Here is a 23,748-nt window from a genome sequence, read left to right as displayed (position 1 = left end):
CACTCATGACATACAAGATGCTCATTTCCGATATCGACGGCACTCTGCTCAACTCCAAGTCGGAACTGACAGAAGGAACGATCCAAGCGATTCGCGACGCCCACGAACGAGGCATCCTCGTCACGCTCGCCACCGGCCGCCAACTGCGCGGAGTGATGGAGATCGTGAAACAAATCGGCCTCTCCCTGCCGGTCATCCTCGGCAACGGAGCGGTCGTCGCCGACCCGTTGGAGCAAAAAACGCACTTGCACCAAACCCTCGACGTGGAGACGACGCATGCGATTCTCGACGTGATCGCGGAGCACGGCCTCTGGTCGAGCGTGTTCGTCCACACGTTTGAAGGGGTGGATACGTACTACGACCAAGACCCCGGTTTCCCGGAAGCGTACATCTTCATCCACAAGCACATCCCGGAAGTGGTGCAGCAAGTGGCGAGTCTGAAGGACGTTGCGCACCTGAAGCCGATCAAAGTCCTCCTGATCGACAAAACGGAAAAAATTCTGCCGCTCTATGAAGACCTGCAAAAACTCCCGTTCGACTTCAACATGGTGATTTCCGACCACGACTGGCCGGGTTTCTCGCTGCTCGAATGCTTCCACTACGGCACGACCAAAGCGTCCGGCATCCAGCACCTCGCCGACGCGTTCGGCATCAAGCCGCACGAGATCGTCGCGGTCGGGGACAACACGAACGATTGGGAGATGATCGAGTTTGCGGGACTGGGTGTGGCGATGGGGAACGCACACCAATCTCTAAAAGACCGCGCCGACTGGATTACAAAAACAAACGATGAAGATGGACTGGCTTATTTAATTCGCAAAAAGATGTTAGAATAAAAAGGGGTTACATGGGGTAAAGGGGAGAGGTTGCAGCATGAGGGGCTCAATCACCACGAAGATCATCTTGATTATTTTTTTGCTTTTGCTTTTGCCGATGATTGCGTTGGGAACGTGGATTTATTCCGGGATTGAAAAAAGTTACGCCGACATGGAACGAGAGAGAGGCATCGGCGATCTGCAAGGGGCCCGCGCCATGTTGGACTATATAGGAGAAAACTGGGCGTCGTACGTGAAAACCAACGCGTTCTGGGGCGATCTGCACCAAGCGTTGGCGGACAGTGACGGAGACTGGATGGAGAACAACGTTCTGAACTTGATGGACACCAACAAGTCGATCGTCGGCATCTACGTGACCGATTTGCAGGGCCGCGTTCTCCAGCAGCGCGAAGGGGAACAGCCGGCTGCGTTTGCCGACATTTTGACCCGCGCGGCGCAATCGGTCGGCTCGGAGACGGGGCATACGGGCTTGGTTCACACCGACCAAGGGCTGATGCTGCTCGGCTATTCCAAAATCACCGACGAGAAGGGCGAGGCGGAACCGAACGGCTTGCTGTTCCTCGCACAGCGCGTCGACTCCGCGTTTCTCAAAAGCGTGCAATCGGTCAACAACACGCAAATCGTTCTCTTCGACGGAAAAAACGCCGTGTCCACCTACGATGGATTTGAGGCTTCCCAAGCAGGTAGTCTCTTCCAACAGGTGCTAAACCGCAAAGACCCGTTGGTGCTTTCAAACGGAGTCGGCAACGGGCAGGAAACGATGACGCTCGGGCAGTTGACCGACGTGTTCGGCAGCACGATCGGGTTTCTCGGCACGGAGACCGTTTCGCAGACCGGGTCGACGATTCGCCATGATCTGTTGCAGCGGGCAGGGCTTGGCGGCGTGCTCGTGCTGGTGTTGGGCGCATTGGTCGCGTATGTGCTCTACACGCGCTTGTCCCGTCCGCTCTCCCGCTTGAGCACGGAAATGGCGCGCGTGGCGGGCGGCGATTTGACGGAGAACGCAGAGATGCAGAAACTTTCCCGCACGGCGTCGAAGGATGAGATGGGAGAGATCGTCCGCTCTTTTCTCGCGATGTCGGCCGGCTTGAAACATCTCGTCGGCGTTTTGCAGGAGGAGTCCAATGCGCTCAGCGAGCGCAGCCGGGAGTTTGCGGCTTCCACCGAGGAAGCGAAAAGCACGCTTCACCTCATCGCGGCCTCGTCCGCCGATGTCACGTCGAGCGTCGACCGCACGTTTGATCAGATGGAGCAAGCGGCGGAGCAACTGCACGCGCTGGAAAGTTTGGCGGACAAAATTGCCGACCGCTCCGATCAAGCGGTCGCCGCTGTGGAGAAGATGCGCAAGTCCGCGGGTGTTGGACAATCGCAAGTGGCGCGGTCGATTTCCACGATGGAAGCGATGAAGGAGAGTTCCGACACGAATGAGCAGCGCGTGTTGGCGTTGCAGGAAGTGGCGAAGAGCATCCATGAAATCGTCGACCGCATCAAAGGCATCGCGAAGCAGACAGGGATGTTGGCGCTCAACGCCTCGATTGAAGCGGCGCGCGCCGGAGAGCAAGGACGCGGATTTGCGATCGTCGCGCACGAGGTCGGGAAGCTGTCGGATCAATCGCGGGGGGCGACGGAAGAGATCGAGTCGCTGGTGTCGCGGATCTCGACGAGCGTCTTGGACGTGTGCGAGACGACGGGGGAACTGCGCCAACGCTTGGAAGCGGGCGTGGAGGCGGTGCAGTCGACCACCGATGCGTTTGCGGAAATCTTGGAGCATGTGGAGAGCGTGGAAAGCCAGATTCGCGAGATACGCGACGATGCGGGGCAGCAAGCGGAGAGCACCGCCGCCGGCGTGGCCAACGTGGTCCGCGTCCGCGAGATGACTTCCGAGATGGCGGCGAGCGTTTCCGACGCCGCGCAAGCCTCCGAAGAATCGTTGCAAACGATGCAAGTGATCGCCGAAAACTCCAACCAACTCGCCGAACTCGCGGAAGACCTCCGCGAAGACATCAGCAAATTCCGCTTGAAATAACGAAGAGGACTTGGCCCATACGGAGCCAAGTCCTTTTTTTATTTCCCTGCGCCTGCGATGATTTCCAGCACTTCGGTCATTTGGTGCACGCGCTGGGTGCATTCGAGTTCGACGCCGATGTCATGCGGGTCGATGTAGACGGTTTGGAAACCGAGCTCCATCGCCGGGAGGATTTCGTTCACCCAGTTGTCGCCCACGGAGAGCATGCGCTCGTACGGGATGTCGAACTGGTTCTTGATCCGCTCGAACACACCTTTGGTGCCGGACGGCTTCTTCGCCATGAAAATCTTCTCGTCAAACGAATGCAGCAGCCCGATTTTGTCGAGAATTTTCTCCGAGTCCGGCTGCGGCGAGTTCGTGACGAGCACCTGCTTGACGCCGCCCGCGCGGGACTTGGCGATCGCGTCGACCAACCCCTCGATGCGGTTCATGTGGAACTCCGGCCCCATCATGAACTCGCGGGTCGCCAAGAACGCTTCCGTCGTCTGCGCGTCGGTCAACCCGTAGTGACGGGAGATGCAGCCCGGCACCCACCACAGGTCGCCGACGGAGAACATGTCGGTGAGGTTGACTTCTACTTTCTCCGGGTACAGCTCGCGCACTTCTGCTTCCGCAAGTGCCGTGCCGTCCCACTTGTACACTTCCGAAACGTCGCCCTTGATCTGCACGAGAATCAGGTCGCGGTTGGCGTCATATGTACGTCCGATGCGCAGGGGATGATCATCTCGGCGCGCCGCTTCATAATCGGTTTGGAACGCGTCCTGCACGTCGGCGGGCAAGCGTTTCTTGAGTTCCTTTGCATAATAATCAAAGTGGTGCGTGTCTTCATACAGCGTGCCATCGAGATCATAAATGATCAGACTGACTTTGGAAAGTTCCATCTTCACTACCATCCTTTCTTGAGAACTATTATATCTCAAAATGATTTTGACACCAGCGCTCGACACGGTTAGTCAAAATTTTACGTCAGAACTCTTCCAATCAGGTAGTCTTTTGAGTACAATGATAGTTGCTGTCCTTACTTTTGGGTATTCTAATCCATACCCTAAAAAGCGAGACGTTCAAGTGTTCAACTAGACCGAAACGAAAGTTGGGAGAATGATGATTCAATTCAATCAAGTGAAAAAGGTGTATCCCAATGGCACCGTCGGCCTGGATAATATCAACTTGACTATTCATCCGGGGGAATTCGTCATCATCGTCGGCCTGTCTGGGGCGGGCAAATCCACGCTGCTGCGTGCGATGAATCGTCTGCATGAGATCTCCGAGGGGGAGATCTTGATCGACGGCAAATCGATCACCAAGGCCAAAGGAGCAGATCTTCGCCGCATCCGTCGCGACATCGGCATGATCTTCCAGAACTTCAATCTCGTGAAACGTGTTTCCGTTCTGCGCAACGTGCTTTCCGGCCGCGTCGGCTACCACGGCACGTTCCGCACGCTGTTCGGCTTGTGGCCGAAGCGCGACATCGAACTCGCGCACGACGCGCTGCGCCGCGTCAACATTCCGGACAAAGCGTATGTCCGCGCCGACCAACTGTCCGGCGGTCAACAGCAGCGCGTCTCGATCGCCCGCGCGCTGGCTCAAGAAGCGAAGATCATCCTCGCCGACGAGCCGGTCGCATCGCTTGACCCGCTGACCACCGTTCAAGTCATGGATGACTTGAAGCGCATCAACCAAGAACTCGGCATCACCACGATCGTCAACTTGCACTTCCTCGATCTCGCCCGCAAGTACGGCACCCGCATCATCGGCCTGCGCGCCGGCAAAGTCGTGTTCGACGGCCCGGTGGAAGAAGCGACCGACGAAGTGTTCGCTGAAATCTACGGCCGCAAGATTCAGAAGGACGAGCTGCTCGGCAACGTGGAGGCCTAAGCATGAACCAGTCCAAAGCGATCAAGCCACCGTCCAAGCTCAAGTACACGTTGATATTCCTGGTCCTTGCGGTGCTGTACGTGATCAGTTACATCGGGATCAAAGCCGACTTCTCCGAACTGTGGACCGGCTTGCCGAACATCGGCAACATGCTGTCCCAGCTGTGGCCGCCGGACTTCGCCTACTTCAAGTCGATCTTGAAGCCGATGTTCGAGACGGTCAAGATGGCGGTTCTCGGCACGACGATCGGCGCGTTGCTGTCGATTCCGTTTACGCTGCTGGCTGCCCGCAACGTATTTCTCAACCGTTGGGTGACGGGGATCACCCGTTTGATTTTGAACTTCATCCGGACGATTCCGGACTTGCTGCTCGCGTCGGTCTTTGTCGCCATCGCAGGTTTGGGTCCGGTTGCCGGGATCGCGGCGCTCATCTTCTTCTCCTTCGGGATCATCACCAAGATGACGTACGAATCGGTGGAAACCATCGATCCGGGTCCGCTGGAGTCGATGACCGCCGTCGGCGCGAACAAGCTGCAGTTCATCGGGTTTGCCGTCGTTCCGCAAGCGCTTCCGGCATTTATTGCGTACGTTCTGTATACGTTTGAGGTTTGCGTCCGCGCATCTGCTATCTTGGGTCTCGTCGGTGCAGGCGGGATCGGGATGGGGCTGAAAACCAACCTCGACCTCTTCAACTACACGCACGTCACCTCTATCATTCTGTTCACGCTGATCATCGTCGTCATCATCGACTCGGTCAGTGCGGCAATTCGGGAGAAACTGCTATGAGCCAAGCACAGAAGACTTTTTCCGCACCGAAAAAGACCACCGGCCAAAAAGTCAGCTCGACGATCTCTTGGTTGATCGTACTCGCTCTGATCATCTGGTCCTGCACCGGAATGTCCTTCGATTGGCAAAAAGCGCTGGACTCGATGCCGATCGTCAAGCGCATCTTCCAAGGTCTCTTCCATCCGGAATGGTCGTTCTTCAACGAGGACGAAGGCGTTCTCGACAACATGATCATCACGCTGGAAACCGCATTCTTCGGGACTTCCATCGCAGCTTTGCTCGCTGTTCCGTTCGGCTTCCTCGCGGCGCGCAACATGTCCAAGCGCTTCGTGTGGATTTCCTGGCTCGGCAAGCGCATCTTGAACATCATCCGGACGTTGCCGGAGTTGATCATCGCGATCATCTTCCTCGTCGCAGTCGGCCCGGGTCCGTTCGCCGGGATGCTCGCCATCGGCTTCCACTCGATCGGGATGATCGGCAAGCTGTACTCGGAAGCGATTGAAAACATGGACGAAGGCCCGATGGAAGCGCTCACCGCCGTTGGCGCGAACCGCATCCAGACGCTGTTCTTCGCCGTCCTTCCGCAAGTGTTGCCGGAATTCTTCTCGTTTGCGCTGTACAAGTTTGAAATCGACGTCCGCGCGGCTTCCGTCCTCGGGATGGTCGGCGCAGGCGGCATCGGTACGCCGTTGCTGTTCTCCTTGCAATCGCAAGCGTGGAACCGCGTCGGCATCATCTTCATCGGGATCGTCATCGCCGTCGTCGTCATCGACTTCATCTCCGGCGCGATCCGCAAACGTCTCGTCTAGGCGGCGTTTTGTCCAATTTGTGAAAAACCCTCGGAACGCTCCGGGGGTTTTTTCTGTGTCGACTGGTATCGCGGGAATAAGTAGTCTACAATAGTAAGGTGTGGCAATCGGAAGTACATAATAGTGGGAACCAATCAGACAGGAGGATGTTACACTCATGGGTGGTATGAGTTGGCAATTGCAAGCGTTTCTCTACATCACGGCGATCGTAGCCGGGATCGTCTTGACGCTTTTGATGCGTCCGGCGCGCAAGGGCATCGGAATCTTGCTGGGCGCTATCTTGGCGGACGGTTTCATGTTCTTGGGTTCGCACATCCTCGGGCTGAACTTCGGCCCGATGCTGCGGCTTGGCACCAATGAAACGCCGCTGATCGTCGATCTGATTTTCGCTGTGATCGGGGCCGCGATCGGCGTGTTGATCGCACGTGCCTTTAAAGCTCGTTCTTAAACTTGTCCAGACCTATCTACACACAGAAGGAAGAGAGAATTATGGAACAGAATCAAACCAAAAAAGCACTGCCGATTCTCTTCTTGGTGATGTTTCTCGTCATGTTGGGCTTCGGCATCATCATCCCGGTCTTGCCGTTCTTCGCGCAGTCGTTCGGCGCGACGTCGACGCAGCTCGGATTCCTCATGGCAGTTTACTCGGTCATGCAATTCCTGTTCGCTCCGGTCTGGGGCGGCATCTCCGACCGAATCGGCCGCAAGCCGGTCATGCTGATCGGTATCTTGGGCTTGGCGCTTTCGTTTTTTGCATTCTCGATGGCAGGTCAACTCTGGGAGCTGTTTGCAATCCGCATCGTCGCAGGGATCCTCTCTTCGGCGAACATGCCGACCGTCACGGCGTACGTGGCGGACATCACGACGCCGGAAAACCGCGGCAAGGGCATGGGCATGATCGGGGCGGCTGTCGGCCTCGGCTTCATCTTCGGCCCGGCGGTCGGCGGCATCGCGTCGAAGTCGAGCTACAGTCTTCCGTTCTTGATCGCCGGCATCTCGTCGGCGGTGACGTTCCTGTTCGTGCTGTTTGTGCTCAAGGAATCGCACACGCCCGACAAGCGCGGCAAGAGCGCCGCGAAGCAATCGCGCTGGAGCGCGTTTGGCGGCTCGCTCTCGGTCATCTACATCATGAACTTCGTCGTCTCCGTCTCGATGGCGGGTCTGGAAACCACGTTCGCGTACTTCGGCGCGGACAAAGCCGGGCTCGACACTGTGCACCTCGGCTACATCTTCATGATCATGGGCTTTGCAGGGGCGCTCGTACAGGGCGGACTGATCGGTCGTTTGATCAAGAAGTTCGGCGAGGGCGCCGTGATCCAGATGGGTCTCGTGATTTCGGCGATCGGCTTCGGCTTGATCTTGCTGACGTCCTCGTTCTGGACGGCGGCGCTGTACCTTTCGATCTTCGGGATTGGCAACGGTTTCATGCGTCCGTCGGTCACCGCTTTGATCTCCAAGCGCACGACGGCGGGGCAGGGCAGCGCATCCGGTCTGCTGTCGTCGTTCGACTCGCTCGGACGCATCATCGGCCCGGTGGTCGGCGGTGCGCTGTACGCAGCGGGCAAAGGCCTGCCGTACATCTCCGGCGTGATCTTGAGCGCGGTGGCGCTGGCTCTCTACTACGTGTTTGCAGGGCGCGACCGCTCGAAAGCAACGGCGTAAGCAACAAAAGACTCGACTCCCCAGTGGAAGTCGAGTCTTTTTTGATTCGTTGCGCGTCATTCGCTTATTTCGTCGCCGTGCGGGTGCGCAGGTTGCGGAAGATAAACCACAGCACCGCGAGCACGATCAGGCCGAGGATTCCGTAGGAGAACGGCTTGATATACGGCTCGACCACGCCCCAGTTGGCGCCGAGTTTGAAGCCCAAGTAAGTCAGCACGTAGTTCCACGGCAGGCAGCCGAGGAATGTGAAGATCACGAACTTGAAAAAGTTCATCCGCGCCACGCCCGCCGGGAGCGAGATGAACGTGCGGATGACCGGCAAATTGCGCCCGAAGAACGCAGCCCATTCGCCGTACTTTTTGAACCAGCGGTCCGCTTTGTCGATGTGGTTTTTTTTGATCAATACGTACTTGCCGTACTTCTCCAACCACTCGCGCCCCTTGGTGGCGCCGATCCAATAGGTGAGCAACGAGCCGACCAGATTGCCGAACACGCCTGCCCAGACCACGCCCCAGAACGTCAAGAGCCCTTCTTCCGCGTGGAAGCCGCCGAAGAGCATGATCACTTCACTGGGCAACGGGATGCAGGCGCTCTCGATGATCATGGCGAGAAAGACGCCCCAGTGTCCGAACGTCTCGATCAGGCCGGTCGCGACGCTGGCGAGCCATTCCAGCAGATGGTGTAACATGAGACAGTACCTCGCTTGTCTTGTTTGTCACACCTATTGTACACGTTTTTCGAGCCAACTTGCCCATTCCTTTACAAAAACTTTTTGACGGTTCAGTTCATGGAGGGCGCGATGCCATTTGCGGAGCGTTTTTTCCAGCGAGCGGCCTTCGCGGTGGTACTTGCGGATGATTTTCACGGGGAGGTACGGGTAGGAGAGCAGAGCGAGGAGGACGGGGGTTTCCCGCGTTTCCAAGGGGCGTTCGGCGTGGTAGGCGTCGAACAATTCGCAGGCGAATTCCCGCGACCAGCCGTGCGAACGGAGCGCGTTGCTGAGGAAGTCGCTCAAATCTTGCACCCACACATCAAGCCGGAACGAGTCGAAGTCTATGAGGCACACGCGCCCGCCGTCGTCGACGGTGAAGTTTTCCGCTTTGACGTTGCCGTGTACGAGCGTCGCGCGGTGCTCGATTTCATGCACGAGATCGGTGTAGGCGGACGCGTGCAGCAGATCGGCGCTGGAGGTCGCCAAGCCCATCAGTTCGTCGGACATCTCGACCACTTCGGCTTCAAATCCGTTTTGCGGGGAGGTGAACGACTGCAAGGACTCGCGCAATTCTTTGTTGCGCTCTTCAAAGCGCGCCAACCACTTGCCGGAAAAAGCGACCCGTTCTACTTCGTCGGGCAACTCCATCCCGTGCGACGCGCGGTGAAACTTCGCCAACTGACGTGCCGCCAGCAGCCATTCTCTGCGTGAACCGGCGTCGAGCGGCCGACCCGTCCACGGGGTGAGCACCCACGGTTCGCCGTCGATCATCGCCCAAGGCTTTCCGGTCAGCGTGGGGAGAAAGCGGGGGGTGGCGGGGAAGTCGTTTTTTGCCAACCATTCGATGGCGTGATGATCGAACCCGAGGCGACCGAGGCCGTGTTTACCTCGTTTGAAACAGTAAACGCCGTCGTGGGCGGTCACTTGAAAAACGGGGCCGTGCGGCTGTACGGAACGCACGAGGATGCCCCAGTGTTCTTCCACCCGGAGAGCTTGAATCTGCATATCTGTCACCTCTTCGTCATCATTTGATACCCTTATTCATATTCGTTCAGACTAGGCATAGTTCTCACAAAATTAGAATCATGGACGTATACTTGTCCGAGTATTGCATATTTGTTATAGTAGACTAGAATGTGTCTCAGGAAGAGATGCTATCCTATGGAACCATATGTGGAGAAGCCACTATAAAGTGAGGGAAGACGTAATGAGTATTCTTGGAACTCTAGCGGATGGAGCCTTTATCGGGTTGCAAGGTCTGACCGGGGCGCTCAGTGCGTACCAGGTCGGGGTATCGCTGTTCGGCCTCCGCCAGAAGCAAGAAACGATCACACATGCTCCCCAGAAGACGTTCGCGATCTTCGTGGCGGCTCATAACGAAGCTGAAGTCATTGAACCGTTGCTTGAAAACCTGCAAACGTTGGACTATCCGCGCGACATGTACGATATCTTCGTGATCTGCGATAACTGCACCGACAACACGGCTGAGATTTCCCGCAAAGCCGGTGCGTTGGCGTTCGAACGCTTTGACGACGCCAAGCGCGGCAAGGGCTTTGCGATCGAGTGGATGTTGGAGCGCCTGTGGGAACAAGAGCGCGAGTACGATGCGGTCGTCATGTTTGACGCCGACAACCTCGCAGCCCGCAATTTCCTCATGGAGATGAACGAGAAGCTGATCAACGGCGCGCGCGTCATTCAGGGCTACTTGGCAACCAAGAACCCGAACGACTCGTGGATTTCCGTCTCGATGGCGATTTCGTACTACTACACGAACCGTTGCTGGCAGCTCTCCCGCTACAACCTCGGCTTGGCGAACTCGCTGGGCGGCACGGGGATTTGCATCGACACCCCGTTGCTCAAAGAGATGGGCTGGGGCGCAACCTCGCTCACCGAGGACGTCGAATTCACCGCCCGCTGCGTCGAGCGCGGCGTGTACCCGACTTGGGCGCACAACGCGATCGTCTATGACGAGAAGCCGAACACGATGAAAGCGTCGTGGCGTCAACGCCTGCGCTGGATGCAAGGTCACTTCGACTGCGCGTCCCGCTACTTCTGGCCGTTGCTCGGCAAATCGATCAAACACCGCAACTGGCACATGCTCGACGCCGCTTTGTACCTGTTCCAACCGATGCGTCTGTTGATCATCTTGGTCACGTCGCTGGTTCTGTACCTCCAACTGGTCATGCCGCATTGGTGGGCGGTCACGAACGTGCAGCGCGTCATGTTGCCGACGAACTACTGGATTCTGGTCAACCTGCTCTTGTACGCGCAATTGCCGCTCTCCATGTACTTGGAGAAAGCCGGCTGGCGTTCGTACTTGGCGTTGCCGTTGTATCCGATCTTCTTGCTGACGTGGTTCCCGATCACCGTCGTGGCGTTCTTCACCAAGAACAACAAGACATGGAGCCACACCGTGCACAGCCGTGCGATTCGTCTCGACGAATTGAGCAACTAGTCGAGGCCGTTTCCGAAGACAACTTCACACGGAAAAAACACCCCGGCCAGTTGGCGGGGGTGTTTGTTTTCGTATTCGGTTATCCTTGTAACATGCGGCGAATGGCGTCGCGGCCGATCGTGCCGACCGTGATGCCCATCTCGGCTGCTTTGTGCGTGACCGATTCAAGAGGAGCGTCCAGCAATTCCTCCAGCGTTTTCACCCCGACGGCGCGGCCGGCGATGATGCCTCGCGAGGCGAGTTTCTCGTTGAGCAGCCCGACATCAAGCGCCCCGCACATGATGTATCCGATGTCGGTGGTGACGACAACCAGATTGGTTTTGGGCAGTTGGACGGAGATCCCCAGGGCGACTTTGCCCTCCATCGGGATCGGAAGTACGTGGATCATCGAACTCCTCCTCCTCAACTTGTTGGAACATCACCATACCATATGCACCTGGGGGTGCCACCTATGAAAATCGTCTTGGCAACACTGAACGCCAAATATATACACACTTCGCTCGCGCTGCGCTACTTGCGCGCGTATGCGCGTCCCGATTTCCCGGACATCGACCTCTGCGAATACACGATCAAAGACCCGGCGCTCTCCGTCGCCGCCGACATCTACAAGCGCAAGCCGGATGTCGTCGGGTTCTCCTGCTACATCTGGAACATCGAAGAGACGATTCCGATCATCCAGATGTTGCGCAAGACCAACCCGAACGTCAAGATCGTGCTCGGGGGTCCGGAAGTGTCGTACGATTCGCGGATGTGGCTTATGCGCATCCCGGAAGTCGACGCGATCGTAATCAACGAAGGCGAGAAGACGTTCCACCGCGTGCTGACCGAATTGCAAAAAGCGTCCGAGTCCGGCGACCGTCCGCGCTACGACCTCATCCCCGGCATCGTGTACCGCGACGCCGAGGAGAACGTCCAGCAGACGTTCCCCGCCGAGAAGATGAAGCTCGACGAGATTCCGTCTCCGTTTGACGACGACGACCTGCCTACGCTCGTCAACCGCGTCGTCTACTTTGAGTGCTCGCGCGGCTGTCCGTTCTCGTGCTCGTACTGTCTCTCGTCCATCGAGACCGGCGTGCGCTACTTCGATCTCGACCGCACGCTGACCGAGTTAAAGCGCTTGATCGACGCGGGGGTCAAGACCGTGAAGTTCGTCGACCGCACGTTTAACATCCACCGCCGCTATGCGTTGACGGTGTTTGACTTCTTGATCAAAAACCACAACGGCACGATCTTCCAGTTTGAGATCACGGCGGATATCTTGAAGCCGGACGTGGTGCAATACTTGGCGGAGAACGCGCCGCCCGGCGTGTTCCGCTTCGAGATCGGGGTGCAGTCGACCAACGACATCACCAACGACATCGTGCAGCGCCGCCAGAACTGGGAGAAGCTCACGAACACGGTGCTCGGGATCAAGAACAGCGGCAAGATCGACCAGCATCTCGACTTGATCGCAGGGCTGCCGGAGGAAGACTACCGCTCGTTCCGCAAGACGTTCAACGACGTGTTCGAACTGCGGCCGGAAGAATTGCAGCTCGGCTTCCTCAAGATGCTGCGCGGCACCGGCGTGCGGGCGCAAGCGGAACAGTACGGCTACCAGTACATGGACAATGCGCCGTATGAGATTCTCTCCAACAACGTGCTTTCGTTTGACGACGTGATCCGTATCAAGCGCGTGGAAGACGTGCTTGAGAAGTACTGGAACGCGCATCGTGCGGATTTGACGGTGGAGCACTTGGTGAGCCGCGAGTTCGACTCGCCGTTCGACTTCTTCCAAGAGTTCGGCGACTACTGGGAAGAGCGCGGGTGGAACCGCATCGGGCATCAGCTCGAAGACCTGTTCAAGCGCCTGCAGCAGTTCCTCGAAGCACGGGGAACCGATGGGATGGACGTCATCTTGGGTCTGATGAAACTCGATTACCTGAAAGCGTTCAAAAACAAACCGCGGGCGATCTGGTGGGAGCGCACGTTGGACAAGCAAACGTCGTCCCGCCTGATTCAACTGTTTGCCGAGCGCCCGGAGTTGCTGGGAGAGCAATTCGCCGCGTTGAAACTGAGCGAACAGGATATCCACAAGCACTGCTTGTTGGAAACCCTCCCGTTCGAACCCGGCACGTTGGAAGCCAAGCCGCACCTGTTGCTCGCCTACTACGAGCCGGGCCAAGGGCAGGAACCGAAGTATTTCCATGCCGCGCTGTCGGCGTTTGGTTTGGTGCGTGTCTAATAAAAAAACGCGTCCATCTGGGCGCGGTTTTTTTATTCACTCCTAATCATAGACAGGGTGTAAATAAAATTACATAATTCGCCTCAGATCATGTTGATAGCTATTGACTTTTATGTAATGACGTATTAAATTAAATCGAGATGATTGGAAAATTTGCCTAGGAGATGAATCCGGCTTTGAAAAAAACAATCTCGATCCTTGCAATGGGTATGTTGCTGTCCCTGTTCTCTGAAACTGCAGGACACGCAGCAACGCAGTCTAACTCCTTCGTGGGCGGCAAGACCTCGTTTTATGTGAACAATTCGGGGAGCAGCAATACAGCTGATTCCGGGGTTACAAGTGTTTATACAGACATCTACACCCCGGATTACCCGACGATTAACGCGAAGAGCGGCTCTTGCGCATGGCCCATGATCACCAGTTCGATTTACGGGGCTACCGAATATGTACAAGTCGGATGGACCGATGACAGCCAGGTCTCCCAAGCGGATGGCGTCCATTACTTTTATGAGATCAACTACGGATCAAGCAGCAGCGATTATCAGGTGTACAGTTCGGTAGGTCCGCAAGCAAATCGAGTGCATGGGTATCGCGTTGCCAAAGACAATACAAATTGGAACGGCAACTTCACCGGCACGGTCGACGGAGCGCTGATCGCAAGTTACCCTGGTTTCGTTGGGAATGGAGTCCAATATTATGAGGAAATCTACGGATACGATCTGACCTCGACTTCGTTTGCGGGAACGAATACAAACAAAGCCAAGTTTTCTAACTTACGGGCGTTTGTGAATGGCTCCACGATCTATTCTCCTGCTCTGACGATGTATTTTGACAGAAACGGCGGGTATGACGACTCCCATTACAAATCGAATGATCAGACCAGTTACTTGTATCTGTGGGATACCCGTCACTAGAGGAGGAGCAGGTATGAAGAAATCTGTTTTTTTTACAGTCGCGCTGAGTGCGGTACTTTTTGGTTCTTTGTTGATGCAACCGACGTATGCAAACACAAGTGCAAACGGCTTGAGCACCGCTCATGCGGCTGCCCATCTTGAAAAAATGCACATTCAACTGGAGAAACCGAGCTCCAATCCGAAAATTGATGAGAAAGCAGCGATTTCGAAAGCGAAACAAAAATTTTCGAAATGGGCTGAAGATGCGACGGAAACGACAGTGGAGTATCAGTTGATGACGAATCCGGATTATCAGATGTTTTCACCGGAAGCCCTCAGCAAGAATCCGAAATTGAAGGCAGCGGGGCATATGGAAAAACTCCCCGTCTACATCGTAAGTTTCAAGGGAATGTCCTATGCAGGCCATATCCCTCAGGGCTTTACTGGAGATATCCCGATTCACCATGAATACAACGTCGTGGTTGATGCAGAAACTGGTGAGCCGCTAATCGGGTTCTCTTATCGATAATGACCAGCGAAAAACCTCCCCGCATTTAGATGCGAGGGAGGTTTCTATTGGATTTCGATCTGAGCAGAAACAGTTTCTGCTTGTCCATTCGATTGTGAGAGTTTGAAATTGAGTTCGTAGTGGCCTTGCTGAGCAAGTTTTAGTTCAGCTGAAGCGGGCAGAGTCAAGGAAAAATCAAACGAACCATCGTTCGAGTAGACGACAGGAAACGTATGAAGCAAATCAAAATTGGTTTCTGGACGAACTTGAATCAACCTAGGTTGCATGGAACGGTACGCACCGAAACCGACACCGTGGACATGAACTGATTCTCCAGCATGAGCGATAGAGGGGGAAACCTCTAAGATATCATACTGAAGCGAGTCGAACCGAGCCGTGTGTATCGTTCCTCGGTCTGTTCGTGCCGTCAAGAGGAAGGACTGGTTTACGGATGCAGCGGCAGGGAGTTGCCAATCGAAACTCCAAGCACCGTTTTTCAGTTCCGTTGATCCAATTTGGGTTGCGTTTTGGGGGATGACTTTATAATCCGAAATTTGACTCAAGGATACAGGGTCGTCTGAAATCAGAAACAGGGTAACCTGCGTACCCTCCCATTCTCCTCCCGTAGAATGAAAAGAAAATTTTTGTCCCGGATGAACCGGATAGGAGGCAGATGTGATACCGATTCGGGGTGGTGATTCCAGTAGATTAGGACTATGGACGACCGATTCTTCTTGGGCTTCGAAGCAGGCGGACAGCGTCCACAGAGCGGCGAGCGCGACCAGAACTGAAAGCATACGGAATGTTTTTGAAGTTACTATTTGCATGCAGGGATAGATTCCTTTCAATATCGACGGTGTATTTCATTTCTAGTATAACAGGAAAAATCAGTTGTAATTAGTGGTTGTGGTACGTAAATGATTTTTATTTCGCTTTATTCAATTGCGAATGTAAGTGTCGTCACGTCCTGTGATTTCACTCGAAAATCGTTCAAAGTATATACTTACTGAATCCGAAATATTTGGTACTATGGGTATGGGGTAAAGGGTAAGTTGTTACAAACAGGGCAAACTACACAGAAACAAGGGGGTAACAAACATGTCAGACGTAGTAAAAATGATGAAAGAACTGACCGAAGTTGACGGCGTACCGGGTTTTGAACGCGAAGTGCGCGAAAAAGTGCAAGCGTACCTGGAACCGCTTTCCGACGAGATCGTACGCGACCGCCTCGGCGGCATTCTCGGGAAAAAAGTCGGGCAGGCAGACGGCCCGAAAGTTCTCGTAGCAGGCCACCTCGATGAGGTAGGTTGGATGGTTACATACATCACTGAAAAAGGGTATCTGAAATTTCAATCGCTCGGCGGCTGGTGGCCGGCCGTCATGCTCTCCCAACGCGTGCGCATCAAAACCAGCAAGGGCGATGTCATCGGGATCATCGGCTCCAAAGCTCCGCACGTCCTGACGCCGGAAGAGCGCAACAAAGTCACGGAGATCAAAACGATGTTCATCGACATCGGCGCCCGCGACAAAGCGGACGCAGAGAACATGGGCATCCGCGTCGGCGACCCGATCATCCCGGTCTCGGACTTTTTCGAGATGCGCGACGGCGAGCTGTGGGCGGCGAAAGCGCTTGACAACCGTGCGGGTTGCGGCGTTGCCATCGAAGTTCTGAAGCATCTGCAAAACGAAGAGCACCCGAACGTCGTCTACTCCGGCGCTTCCGTACAGGAGGAAGTCGGTCTGCGCGGCGCGCAAGTCATGGGCAACCTCGTGCAGCCGGACATCGCGTTCGCGGTGGACGTCGGCCTTGCGTACGACACCCCGGGCTTCGAGCTGTACCCGGCGGAGTGCAGCGTCGGCGGCGGTCCGCTGATGATGATCTTTGACGCGTCGATGGTTCCGCACGTCGGCCTGCGCAATCTCGTCATGGACACCGCGAAAGAACTCGGCATCAACCTGCAAACCGACGCCCTCGCAGGCGGCGGCACCGACGCGGGCAAGTTCCACCTCTCCGGCATCGGCTGCCCGTCGATCGTCATCGGCTTTGCAACCCGTTACATCCACAGCCACACCGCGATCATGTCCCGCAAAGACTTCGAACAAGCGGCTGAACTGATCGCAGCGGTGATCAAGAAACTCGACAAGAAGACCGTCGAGGAACTGCACCTGTACTAAGATTGGAAGCACCGAAATCGAGAATCACTCGGGAAAACCCTCTTTCCACCGCACTGTGGAAGGAGGGTTTTTTCCGTTTCTTGACATACTAACCCTATCTTCGCAAACGGCCTGCCGAGAGGAGGTGCACATATGCCGAAATTTGAGCCGGACTTTATCTACTTTGAGCCGAAAGCGCTCGACTACGAAGTGGGCGACCGCTTATACCGGATGTTCAAGGAGCAGGGCAAACCGATTCAGGTCACGCCGTCGCACAACCGCGTGACCGGCATACCGGGCGACACGCCCGCCGCAGCGTACCGCAACGCCAAAAACACGCTCGTTGTCGGGATCAAGAAAACGATGAAACTGGAGACCTCCAAACCCTCCGCCGATTTCTCGCTCCCGCCTTCGACCGGCTGCCCCGGCCATTGCCACTACTGCTATCTGCAAACCACGATGGGCAAAAAACCTTACGTCCGCGTCTACGTCAACATCGACGAAATCCTCGACACCGCCCGGAAATACATCGACGAGCGCGCGCCGGAGCCGACCGTGTTTGAAGCCGCCTGTTCGTCCGATCCGATCGCCGTGGAGTATCTGACCGGCAATCTGAAGCGGATGATTGAGTTTTTTGGAGAGTCGGAGTTGGGGAGTTTGCGGTTTGTCACCAAGTACGACGGCGTGGACTCCCTGCTGGACGCCAAGCACAACGGCAAGACGCGCTTTCGCTTCTCGATCAACTCCCGCTACGTGATCAAAAACTTCGAACCCGGCGTCGCCAGCTTCGACGAGCGCATCGAAGCGGCGGGCAAGATCGCCAAAGCGGGCTACCCGCTCGGCTTCATCCTCGCCCCGCTGATGATCTACGACGGCTGGCAAGAGGGTTACGCGGAGTTGATCGAACGCTTGAGCCACGTCCTCATCCCCGAGGCGAAGAAAAACCTCACGTTCGAACTGATCCAACACCGCTTCACTGCCACCGCCAAAAAAGTCATCCTCGAACGCTACCCCAAAACCAAGCTCGACATGGACGAGGAAAAGCGCAAGTACAAATGGGGCAAGTACGGGCGAGGCAAGTGGGTGTACCAAACGGATGACGCGACGGCGCTGGACACGCATCTTCGGGCGCTGATCGGAGAATACTTCCCAGAGGCGCGGATTGATTACTTCACGTAAGAGGGGGTTGGCCCCATGAACCAAGACCGCGACGGAATCACCAACGTCCTGCAAGCCGATTTCGAGGCGGGGACGGACGAAACGTTCACACTCAAACGAATTCAAGCCGAGGAGGAATCCGCAGATGGATCAAAACAACGCGATTCAAAAGGGCCTGAACGCAGCAAAACAAGCCGCTCGTGAAGAAGGCATGCAAAACCAAGTCGAAGAACTCGCCAGCCAGATGGGCATCAACACCACCGGCAGCGACGACGACGGCGACGGCACGCCGCTGGCAGCCAAAGACGGCGTCCGCTTCGACCTCGACGACAGCTCCGACCTCTAAGAACCCGCCAAGATCGCCGAGGAAAAAAGCCACTGTTTGCTTCTGGCGAACAGTGGCTCTTTTGCTGTAAGAAGGTTAAAATGGGAGAGAAGTACCAATTTTTCCAAAAGGGGATTATTTGTGCAAAATCAACGAATTTGGACATACGCTCTGACCGCTCTGCTGGCGCTTGCTCCGCTGAGTTCGCTTGGCGCAGAAGCGGCAGGAGCGACGACATCAAATTTCCCGGACGTGCCGGACAAGTACTGGGCGTCCGATGCCATTTTGCAAATGAGAGAGGCGGGGGTCATCAACGGCGCGGCCGGTGCGGACGGCGTGCTTTACTTTAACCCGAACGGAAGCGTCACCCGCGCGGAGTTCGCCAAGATGATCACCGACGCGCTGCACTTGACCAAGTCCTCCTCCGCGCAGCAGTTCCACGATGTCGGCGCGCACTGGGGAGCGGGCTACATCTCGGCGGCGGTCGACGCGCACTTGATCTACGGCTACCCGGACAGCACCTACCACCCGGACAACAACATCACCCGCGAAGAGATGGCGGTCATGCTGGAGCGCGCCGTTCGCCGGGGCAATTTGTCGGACAAGCCGGACACTTCGTATAAATTCAGCGACGATGCGGCGATCAGCGACTGGGCGCGCCAGGACGTCTACCAAGCGTACCAACGCGCACTTCCGAACGTCACCGACAACAACTTTGAGCCGCACCGCAACGCCACCCGTGCCGAAGCGGCGTACATGATCTCCAAAACCTTGAACGCCCTGAGTGAGAAACCGCACCCTGTCCAAGAGAGCAACGGCATCAAGCAAATCACCGCCGTCAAAAACGGCCACATCGCGCTCTTCGACGGCTCCAATTGGAACGCGAAGTTCTGGAACGGCGTCAACCTCGGCGCGACGACGCCGGGCCATTATCCGGGCGAACTCTCGCCGTCAAAGCTTGACTATCTGCGCTGGTTCCAAGAGATGAAGGACATGAACGTCGACCTCGTGCGCGTGTACACGATCTTGCCGCCGTATTTCTACGAAGCGCTCGATGAGTTCAACAACGGCCGCACCGACCCGCTCTACTTCCTCCAAGGCATCTGGTCGCCGGAGGAGGAAATGATCGCGGACGGCGACGGAGCCGACGCATGGTCGCCCGCGATCACGAACCCGTTCAAAAGCGAGATCGTCGACGCCGTGCATGCGGTGCACGGTGACTTGACCCGTCCGGTGATGCCGGGCCACGCGTACGGCACGTTCCACACCGACGCGTCGAAATACCTGGCAGGCTGGCTGGTCGGCACCGAATGGTACCCGAACGCCGTCAAACTGACCAACGACCACCATCCGGGCATGAACCCGTACAGCGGCACGTACTTCTCCGCCAAGAGCGGGGCGTCGCCGTTTGAAAGCTGGCTGGCCAGCATGCTCGACACTGTCGGCACGGAAGAGATGAAATTCGGCTGGCAGCATCCGGTGGCGTTCACGAACTGGGTCACCGCCGACCCGATCAAGCATCCGGAAGAACCGCTCGCCGACGAAGACATGGTGTCGGTCGACCCGAACCATCTCGGCAACACGGCGAAGTGGAGCGCGGGCTATTACGCGGCGTACCATGCCTAGCCCTCGTACATAAAAGAGGCGCGATGACGAAAGAAAGACAAGCACCCTCATGTGCTTGTCAATGTTGACCATTTTCAGCTTCAATCTCCGCTTGAATCTCCCGATATTCCTCCACGGACACACCAAGCTCTTTGGCTTGATACTCCTCCAAAGATAACCCCTCCTTTGCGGCTTCCTCCATTTCGAACTTCATAAAATCCATCCTTGCCCAATCGTCAAAAACTACAGCTTTGGGTTTGTCGATAAAATTCCAGTCAATGATAATATCCTTCATGTTTGGTACATAATCTCGAAACTCTTCATTGAAAGTCACAATCCGTATTGATGAGATGATTTTTCGAAGATCGCCATTGGTTAGGTTCTCAACGTCAAGCTCTTGCAAATGCTTGATAAAAGAGCCATATCTAAGCCGAGTAGCTTCTTTCTTTTTTTCTATGTTCCGCAAGTCGTTCAACTCAGCGTTCTTGGCTCGTAAATCGACGTTATAGCGGTCGCGTCTCCGCTCATACTCTTCTTTGTCGATTTCTCCATCCACATGCTTTTCGAAGTTCACATCAATACGATGTTGGAGCTTCTCGATTTCGGCTTGCAGCAATGAAATTTTTTCAGGTAGATTGTCCTCTGAATGATAGGTGGACAAATAGTAATGAAGATGTGATTCAAGGTCTGTGTTGTCGGCGCGGTACTTGTTGATCTCCTCTTTCACATGAGCAATAAGGACGCTCTCTTCAAACGCATTACGGTGCTGACAGTAGGCTACTCCGTGTACATCATTATTTCTGCAACACCAGTCATACTTTCTTGGATTGTCTTTCCATTTTCTTTTTGGCTTCCTCCTATGTGAGCCGCCGCAATTCCCGCAGAACACTAAGTTGCTCAACAAATGTTCACTACTATGACGACCAGAACCGCGCTCCAACGTCCGTTTCTTTACCTCGATAACTTCCCCTGTATCACTGTCAATCACTTGTTGGGTGGTGTAAGATACTTCGCCCCATTCTTCCGATCTCCGCTTGATCTCTTGCTGTAGAAGCTCCCAAAAATCATCGGTAAAGATTCGAATTTCTTCTCTTTGAGTCACTATCCACTCATCTGGAGGGTTCGGCATTCGCATCCCACGGTTTAGATCGTATGTTGAAGTTTTGTTCTGGACTTGAAGACCTTTTGTCAGTGGGTTTGTCAGGACTCCAAGTATGGTTTTTTCAAGCCAGAAGTCACCCTTGGGCGGCTTGTGACCAGCCTCCCTTAATAGCTTCGCAACCTTCTTCAATCCGTGAGATTCGTAGTAGTAAAGTCGAACCATCAACTTGACAACTTCGATTTTTTCTTCATCCAAATGCAAGTATCCGTTAATCTTTTTGCACCAGAATGGCGCGGTACTAGTCCATTTACCTGCCTGTTGAGCAATCTTGTTACCGTGCGACACAATGAAGGATTTACTCCTCGACTCCTCTTGCGCCTGTACCGCCGCGTTGTTGATCGTTTGTTCGTGGGCAGGATTCGTACTGCAAGCATCCTGCTCAAGAAAATATACTGCCACTCCCATTTCTTTCAGGTCTTTATAGGTACGAGTGACCTCCTCGACATTGCGCCCCCAACGGCTAACAGACTTGGTGAAAACTATATCAAATTTTCCTGCCTTGGCATCCTCCATCATTTGAAGGAAAGCCTGTCTATTGTCCAAGTTTTTACCCGACAAACCTTCATCGGCATACATCCCAATCAATGGGACAGCCTTTTTGTTGCTTTTCTGTAGAAGACCGCACTCTTTGACCATCTGCATTTTAGTTGCGCCAAATAGTTCGAGGTAGCCTTTTAATTGGTTGTCAAGCGCGTTCAGTTGGTCTTCCTTCTCCGTCGAAACACGCCCGTATGCAACAGCACGTAGCCCTCGAATAAACCTTTTGTGCATCAACTCTTGGGCAAAGAAAGGGCTGATCTGCTTCTGATATAAAAATTTCACTGCATGTGTTGACGACAATTGTATACCTCCACTTCAAGTACACCATAGGTAATATAAGAGGTGTATTTCGTTTTCTACAGATTACCACCAATTTACGGACATTTCAATCGAATGAAAAATGGTTCGCGGTCGAGCGGTAGATGTGCCCGCCCCCATTCCGAAAATGGAAAGGGGTCAAAAGGTTTAAACTACCCCCCACCCCTATTCCGAATAAAACTATTGTTTCATATGAAAAAAGCCACCCAAAAAGGGCGGCTACGATCTAGCAATTCAGTAATTCTTGAACATCTTCCACTCTATACACTGGAATCAGTTCATCCATGTAAAGCGAATATTCGTTCCCATCGTCCAAGCAAAAGAATAGACCAAAGGTCTTATTCCAATGCCTGATCCTCGTAACCCGTTTCCTGTGAACATTTTTCATGCTGGGCGCATTAACATAGAATTCAGTTCCAGAAACCTCCGAGTCACGCAATCGCAAGTCCATTCTCCCACCGCCTTTTAAGTATGAAGACTTCAGTACAATCTACATCAATTCTCACACTCTATGGAATAGGCAATTGGTCACATTTTAGGTTGACTGCGTTGAATGGAAGTGGTACATTTTAGGGAAATATAACTTCCGATAATATAACCGTATCGGAACTTAGAAAGGCGGAAATCCACATGAACGACCTTCAACCCACAAAACCCCAAACCGATCTGGCAACACTCGATGATCTGCAACAGGCAACCTTGACTTACATCAACAAGTCCAAGGCAGACAACACCAAGAACGCTTACCAAAACGACTGGAATCAATTTGCGGCATGGTGTGAACATCATGGCTTGCAACCACTCCCTGCTGAACCGCGAACCGTCGCCCTGTACTTAACTCATGAAGCGCAATCAGGACGAAAAGCGTCAACCATTCAACGGCGTATCTCGTCAATCTCCCAAGCTCATCAAGCAAAGGGCTATGACAGTCCAACTCTTAACGCTCTTGTTAGATCAACATGGGCAGGGATAAAGAACACACACGGCACGGCACAGGAGGGCAAGAAGCCCTTACTGATTGAACATGTGCGGGCGATTGCGGAAGCTCTGCCTGATAGTTTGCTTGGCGTTCGTGATCGTGCCCTATTGCTTACTGATTTCGCAGGTGCATTCCGTAGAAGCGAACTAGTCAACATCGACATGAAAGACGTAGAGTTTACCACTGACGGCGTGGTGATCTCCCTTCGCCGCTCTAAGACTGACCAAGAGGGAAGCGGGGAGCGCATCGGGATTCCCTACGGAAGCACTCCTCTAACCTGTCCAGTTCGCGCTCTGCGTGCATGGCTAGATCAAGCGGGTATCACAGAAGGTGCGGTGTTCCGATCTGTGAACCGTCACGGTCAAGTTCAAGCCAAAGGGCTTTCTGACAAGGCGGTCGCGCTGATCGTAAAACGAGCCGTCGAACTCATTGGCTTGAATCCAGATGAATATTCAGGGCATTCAACCCGCTCTGGACTTGCTACAAGCGCGGCGAAGGCGGGAGTCAGTGAACGAGTCATAATGAAGCAAACGCGCCACAAATCCACACAGACGGTACGGAAGTACATCAAAGAAGGTGAGTTGTTCGCGGAAAATGCCGCTGCAAGAGTTGGGCTGTAGCCTGACTCTTTTTCTTTTGCCCTCCTCCCCTCCATAGACAGCGCGTACAGTCCCTCTCGCTTCGCTGACGATGCACAACAGGAGAGGGCACACATACACACCGCC

General features: G+C 54.8%; 23 protein-coding genes. 17 read left to right on the top strand and 6 right to left on the bottom strand.

The window, feature by feature from the left end; translation table 11 throughout:
* Window positions 1-5 precede the first annotated feature (5 nt).
* Together EL26_RS20600 and EL26_RS20595 are read left to right on the top strand one after the other, a co-directional pair.
* Window positions 6-836, top strand: coding sequence for a Cof-type HAD-IIB family hydrolase (locus EL26_RS20600; RefSeq protein ID WP_038093671.1), 831 nt, complete (start codon window positions 6-8; stop codon window positions 834-836).
* Window positions 837-873: 37 nt separating this feature from the next.
* Entirely contained in the window at window positions 874-2,862 is a 1,989-nt protein-coding gene (locus EL26_RS20595) for a methyl-accepting chemotaxis protein (protein ID WP_038093668.1), read from the top strand.
* A gap of 38 nt (window positions 2,863-2,900) precedes the next feature.
* Here the strand turns inward: EL26_RS20595 and EL26_RS20590 are convergent, their stop codons facing one another.
* The gene (locus tag EL26_RS20590; RefSeq protein WP_038093665.1) at window positions 2,901-3,743 is read right to left on the bottom strand and encodes an HAD family hydrolase; all 843 of its coding nucleotides are present in this window, start codon (window positions 3,741-3,743) and stop codon (window positions 2,901-2,903) included.
* A 220-nt stretch (window positions 3,744-3,963) separates the two neighbouring features.
* Between EL26_RS20590 and phnC the strand changes: the two genes are divergently transcribed.
* The 5 genes from phnC (at window position 3,964) to EL26_RS20565 (ending at window position 7,993) form a co-directional block, all read left to right on the top strand.
* Entirely contained in the window at window positions 3,964-4,737 is a 774-nt protein-coding gene (gene phnC / locus EL26_RS20585) for a phosphonate ABC transporter ATP-binding protein (protein WP_038093701.1), read from the top strand.
* Between the two features lie 2 nt (window positions 4,738-4,739).
* Window positions 4,740-5,522 carry a phosphonate ABC transporter, permease protein PhnE gene (gene phnE, locus EL26_RS20580; RefSeq protein ID WP_038093662.1) on the top strand — a complete coding sequence of 261 codons (783 nt, stop codon included), beginning with the start codon at window positions 4,740-4,742 and terminating at the stop codon, window positions 5,520-5,522.
* Window positions 5,519-6,331: a phosphonate ABC transporter, permease protein PhnE gene (gene phnE / locus EL26_RS20575; RefSeq protein WP_038093659.1), complete on the top strand. Its 813-nt coding sequence runs from the start codon at window positions 5,519-5,521 to the stop codon at window positions 6,329-6,331. Before phnE (EL26_RS20580) ends, phnE (EL26_RS20575) begins: the two co-directional genes overlap by 4 nt.
* 157 nt (window positions 6,332-6,488) lie before the next feature.
* Entirely contained in the window at window positions 6,489-6,779 is a 291-nt protein-coding gene (locus EL26_RS20570; RefSeq protein WP_152559350.1) for a hypothetical protein, read from the top strand.
* Window positions 6,780-6,820: 41 nt separating this feature from the next.
* On the top strand, window positions 6,821-7,993 hold the full coding sequence (locus EL26_RS20565) for a tetracycline resistance MFS efflux pump (protein ID WP_038093654.1): 1,173 nt from the start codon (window positions 6,821-6,823) through the stop codon (window positions 7,991-7,993).
* Window positions 7,994-8,057: 64 nt separating this feature from the next.
* Here EL26_RS20565 and EL26_RS20560 read toward each other — a convergent pair whose 3' ends face one another.
* Window positions 8,058-8,681, bottom strand: coding sequence for a DedA family protein (locus EL26_RS20560; RefSeq protein ID WP_038093651.1), 624 nt, complete (start codon window positions 8,679-8,681; stop codon window positions 8,058-8,060).
* Window positions 8,682-8,714: 33 nt separating this feature from the next.
* Entirely contained in the window at window positions 8,715-9,710 is a 996-nt protein-coding gene (locus EL26_RS20555; RefSeq protein ID WP_038093648.1) for a phosphotransferase, read from the bottom strand.
* 202 nt (window positions 9,711-9,912) lie between these two features.
* Between EL26_RS20555 and EL26_RS20550 the strand changes: the two genes are divergently transcribed.
* The gene (locus EL26_RS20550) at window positions 9,913-11,160 is read left to right on the top strand and encodes a glycosyltransferase family 2 protein (protein WP_038093645.1); all 1,248 of its coding nucleotides are present in this window, start codon (window positions 9,913-9,915) and stop codon (window positions 11,158-11,160) included.
* Between the two features lie 79 nt (window positions 11,161-11,239).
* Here the strand turns inward: EL26_RS20550 and EL26_RS20545 are convergent, their stop codons facing one another.
* On the bottom strand, window positions 11,240-11,548 hold the full coding sequence (locus EL26_RS20545; RefSeq protein ID WP_038093641.1) for a YunC family protein: 309 nt from the start codon (window positions 11,546-11,548) through the stop codon (window positions 11,240-11,242).
* Between the two features lie 63 nt (window positions 11,549-11,611).
* Between EL26_RS20545 and EL26_RS20540 the strand changes: the two genes are divergently transcribed.
* The 3 genes from EL26_RS20540 (at window position 11,612) to EL26_RS20530 (ending at window position 14,803) form a co-directional block, all read left to right on the top strand.
* Window positions 11,612-13,381 carry a B12-binding domain-containing radical SAM protein gene (locus EL26_RS20540; RefSeq protein WP_038093638.1) on the top strand — a complete coding sequence of 590 codons (1,770 nt, stop codon included), beginning with the start codon at window positions 11,612-11,614 and terminating at the stop codon, window positions 13,379-13,381.
* 176 nt (window positions 13,382-13,557) lie between these two features.
* A complete protein-coding gene (locus EL26_RS20535) occupies window positions 13,558-14,295 on the top strand; it encodes a hypothetical protein (RefSeq protein WP_038093635.1) in 738 nt (245 codons plus the stop codon).
* A 13-nt stretch (window positions 14,296-14,308) separates the two neighbouring features.
* Entirely contained in the window at window positions 14,309-14,803 is a 495-nt protein-coding gene (locus EL26_RS20530) for a hypothetical protein (RefSeq protein WP_038093632.1), read from the top strand.
* A gap of 44 nt (window positions 14,804-14,847) precedes the next feature.
* Here the strand turns inward: EL26_RS20530 and EL26_RS20525 are convergent, their stop codons facing one another.
* Complete coding sequence (locus EL26_RS20525; protein ID WP_038093629.1) at window positions 14,848-15,609, bottom strand: hypothetical protein; 762 nt, start codon at window positions 15,607-15,609, stop codon at window positions 14,848-14,850.
* A gap of 271 nt (window positions 15,610-15,880) precedes the next feature.
* Here EL26_RS20525 and EL26_RS20520 point away from each other — a divergent pair, with 271 nt between their 5' ends.
* From EL26_RS20520 to EL26_RS24175, 5 genes are all read left to right on the top strand, one after another.
* Window positions 15,881-16,957: a M42 family metallopeptidase gene (locus tag EL26_RS20520; protein ID WP_038093626.1), complete on the top strand. Its 1,077-nt coding sequence runs from the start codon at window positions 15,881-15,883 to the stop codon at window positions 16,955-16,957.
* Window positions 16,958-17,089: 132 nt separating this feature from the next.
* Entirely contained in the window at window positions 17,090-18,115 is a 1,026-nt protein-coding gene (splB, locus tag EL26_RS20515) for a spore photoproduct lyase (RefSeq protein WP_038093623.1), read from the top strand.
* 15 nt (window positions 18,116-18,130) lie between these two features.
* Window positions 18,131-18,298 (top strand): hypothetical protein, encoded by a 168-nt coding sequence (locus EL26_RS25615; RefSeq protein ID WP_161780764.1) that lies wholly within the window; start codon window positions 18,131-18,133, stop codon window positions 18,296-18,298.
* Window positions 18,240-18,440: a hypothetical protein gene (locus EL26_RS20510; protein WP_038093620.1), complete on the top strand. Its 201-nt coding sequence runs from the start codon at window positions 18,240-18,242 to the stop codon at window positions 18,438-18,440. Before EL26_RS25615 ends, EL26_RS20510 begins: the two co-directional genes overlap by 59 nt.
* A gap of 120 nt (window positions 18,441-18,560) precedes the next feature.
* Window positions 18,561-20,045: an S-layer homology domain-containing protein gene (locus tag EL26_RS24175; RefSeq protein ID WP_052036638.1), complete on the top strand. Its 1,485-nt coding sequence runs from the start codon at window positions 18,561-18,563 to the stop codon at window positions 20,043-20,045.
* A gap of 58 nt (window positions 20,046-20,103) precedes the next feature.
* Here EL26_RS24175 and EL26_RS20500 read toward each other — a convergent pair whose 3' ends face one another.
* Complete coding sequence (locus EL26_RS20500; RefSeq protein ID WP_038093617.1) at window positions 20,104-22,026, bottom strand: recombinase family protein; 1,923 nt, start codon at window positions 22,024-22,026, stop codon at window positions 20,104-20,106.
* A 648-nt stretch (window positions 22,027-22,674) separates the two neighbouring features.
* On the opposite strand from EL26_RS20500, the gene EL26_RS20490 reads away from it, so the two are divergent.
* On the top strand, window positions 22,675-23,643 hold the full coding sequence (locus EL26_RS20490; RefSeq protein WP_038093611.1) for a site-specific integrase: 969 nt from the start codon (window positions 22,675-22,677) through the stop codon (window positions 23,641-23,643).
* Window positions 23,644-23,748 lie beyond the last annotated feature (105 nt).

The organism is Tumebacillus flagellatus (assembly GCF_000714935.1).
In the GTDB taxonomy this organism is placed as follows: domain Bacteria; phylum Bacillota; class Bacilli; order Tumebacillales; family Tumebacillaceae; genus Tumebacillus; species Tumebacillus flagellatus.
This window is presented reverse-complemented; position numbering and strand designations above follow the sequence as displayed.

Excerpts from the sequence above, each read along its gene's own strand:
- phnC (WP_038093701.1), top strand. The coding sequence starts at position 3,964 with ATGATTCAATTCAATCAAGTGAAAAAGGTGTATCCCAATGGCACCGTC.
- EL26_RS20510 (WP_038093620.1), top strand. The coding sequence starts at position 18,240 with ATGGATCAAAACAACGCGATTCAAAAGGGCCTGAACGCAGCAAAACAA.
- EL26_RS25615 (WP_161780764.1), top strand. The coding sequence starts at position 18,131 with ATGAACCAAGACCGCGACGGAATCACCAACGTCCTGCAAGCCGATTTC.
- EL26_RS20540 (WP_038093638.1), top strand. The coding sequence starts at position 11,612 with ATGAAAATCGTCTTGGCAACACTGAACGCCAAATATATACACACTTCG.
- EL26_RS20545 (WP_038093641.1), bottom strand. The coding sequence starts at position 11,548 with ATGATCCACGTACTTCCGATCCCGATGGAGGGCAAAGTCGCCCTGGGG.
- EL26_RS20560 (WP_038093651.1), bottom strand. The coding sequence starts at position 8,681 with ATGTTACACCATCTGCTGGAATGGCTCGCCAGCGTCGCGACCGGCCTG.
- EL26_RS20565 (WP_038093654.1), top strand. The coding sequence starts at position 6,821 with ATGGAACAGAATCAAACCAAAAAAGCACTGCCGATTCTCTTCTTGGTG.
- EL26_RS20530 (WP_038093632.1), top strand. The coding sequence starts at position 14,309 with ATGAAGAAATCTGTTTTTTTTACAGTCGCGCTGAGTGCGGTACTTTTT.
- EL26_RS20525 (WP_038093629.1), bottom strand. The coding sequence starts at position 15,609 with ATGCAAATAGTAACTTCAAAAACATTCCGTATGCTTTCAGTTCTGGTC.
- splB (WP_038093623.1), top strand. The coding sequence starts at position 17,090 with ATGCCGAAATTTGAGCCGGACTTTATCTACTTTGAGCCGAAAGCGCTC.
- EL26_RS20490 (WP_038093611.1), top strand. The coding sequence starts at position 22,675 with ATGAACGACCTTCAACCCACAAAACCCCAAACCGATCTGGCAACACTC.
- EL26_RS20590 (WP_038093665.1), bottom strand. The coding sequence starts at position 3,743 with ATGGAACTTTCCAAAGTCAGTCTGATCATTTATGATCTCGATGGCACG.
- EL26_RS20555 (WP_038093648.1), bottom strand. The coding sequence starts at position 9,710 with ATGCAGATTCAAGCTCTCCGGGTGGAAGAACACTGGGGCATCCTCGTG.
- EL26_RS20600 (WP_038093671.1), top strand. The coding sequence starts at position 6 with ATGACATACAAGATGCTCATTTCCGATATCGACGGCACTCTGCTCAAC.
- EL26_RS20520 (WP_038093626.1), top strand. The coding sequence starts at position 15,881 with ATGTCAGACGTAGTAAAAATGATGAAAGAACTGACCGAAGTTGACGGC.
- EL26_RS20550 (WP_038093645.1), top strand. The coding sequence starts at position 9,913 with ATGAGTATTCTTGGAACTCTAGCGGATGGAGCCTTTATCGGGTTGCAA.
- EL26_RS20595 (WP_038093668.1), top strand. The coding sequence starts at position 874 with ATGAGGGGCTCAATCACCACGAAGATCATCTTGATTATTTTTTTGCTT.
- EL26_RS20570 (WP_152559350.1), top strand. The coding sequence starts at position 6,489 with ATGGGTGGTATGAGTTGGCAATTGCAAGCGTTTCTCTACATCACGGCG.
- phnE (WP_038093662.1), top strand. The coding sequence starts at position 4,740 with ATGAACCAGTCCAAAGCGATCAAGCCACCGTCCAAGCTCAAGTACACG.
- phnE (WP_038093659.1), top strand. The coding sequence starts at position 5,519 with ATGAGCCAAGCACAGAAGACTTTTTCCGCACCGAAAAAGACCACCGGC.